1 protein-coding gene is annotated in these 1,307 nt (G+C 62.4%); it reads left to right on the top strand.

Going from position 1 to position 1,307, the window contains the following annotated elements; translation table 11 throughout:
- Positions 1–1,307, top strand: a 1,307-nt coding sequence (locus tag IVA91_RS11240; protein WP_247458765.1) for an efflux RND transporter permease subunit, incomplete at both ends; no start/stop codon positions are given.

Here is a 1,307-nt window from a genome sequence, read left to right as displayed (position 1 = left end):
GCGGCGATGGTGCTGCCGATCCGGCAGTATCCGAAGCTGTCGAACACCGTCATCAACATCACGACCGTGTATCCCGGCGCATCCGCGGACCTGATCCAGGGCTTCATCACGACGCCGATCGAACAGGCGGTCGCTTCCGCCGAGGGCGTCGACTACATCACCTCGTCCTCGGTCCTCGGCACCTCGACGATCCAGGTCTACATCAAGCTGAACTTCGATCCGAACCAGGCGCTCACCGAAGTGCTGGCCAAGACGAACTCGGTCAAATATCTGATCCCGAAGGAATCCAACGACCCGATCGTCACCAAGACCACGGGTCAAACCACGGCCGTGATGTATCTCGGCTTCTCGTCCGAGGAGCTATCAGGCTCGGCGATCTCGGATTATCTGACGCGCGTGGTGCAGCCGGTGCTGTCGACGGTCGATGGCGTGGCCTCGGCCGACATTTTGGGCGGCCAGACCTTTGCGATGCGGCTGTGGCTTGATCCCGTGAAGATGGCCGGCCGCAACGTGTCGCCGGCGGACGTTGCGGCGGCGATCCAGGCCAACAACTTCCAGTCCGCGGCGGGCCAGACCAAGGGCTATCTCATCGTCTCGAACGTCTCGACCAATACGGGCCTGACCGACGTCAACCAGTTCAAGAAGATGATCGTCAAGGCCAAGGACGGCGGTTTCGTGCGGATGGAGGACATCGCCACCGTCGAGCTTGCGGCCCAAAGCACGGACGCGAGCGTTGCCTTCAACGGCGAGCATGCGATCTTCATCGGCGTGCAGGCAACGCCGCAGGGCAACCCGCTGACGCTGGTCAAGGGCGTGCGCGCGCTGTTCCCCGAGCTCGAACGCAATCTGCCGCCCTCGATGAAGATGAAGGTCGCCTACGACTCGACCAAGTTCATCCAATCCTCGATCGACGAGGTGGAGAAGACGCTGGGCGAAGCCGTGATCATCGTGATCGTGGTGATCTTCCTGTTCCTCGCCTCGCTCCGCTCGGTCATCATTCCTGTCGTCACCATCCCGCTGTCGATGATCGGCGTCTGCACCCTGATGCTGGCGCTGGGCTTCAGCTTCAACCTCCTGACCCTGCTCGCGATGGTGCTCGCGATCGGCCTCGTGGTCGACGACGCCATTGTCGTGGTGGAGAACATCCACCGCCATCTGGAGGAGGGCAAGACGCCGGTACAGGCGTCGCTGCAAGGCGCGCGCGAAATCGTCGGCCCCGTCATCTCGATGACCATCACGCTAGCGGCCGTGTACGCACCGATCGGCTTTCTTGGCGGTCTCACCGGTTCGCTGTTTCGCGAATTCGC

Source organism: Bradyrhizobium sp. 153, assembly GCF_023073835.1.
In the GTDB taxonomy this organism is placed as follows: Bacteria; Pseudomonadota; Alphaproteobacteria; order Rhizobiales; family Xanthobacteraceae; genus Bradyrhizobium.
This window is presented reverse-complemented; position numbering and strand designations above follow the sequence as displayed.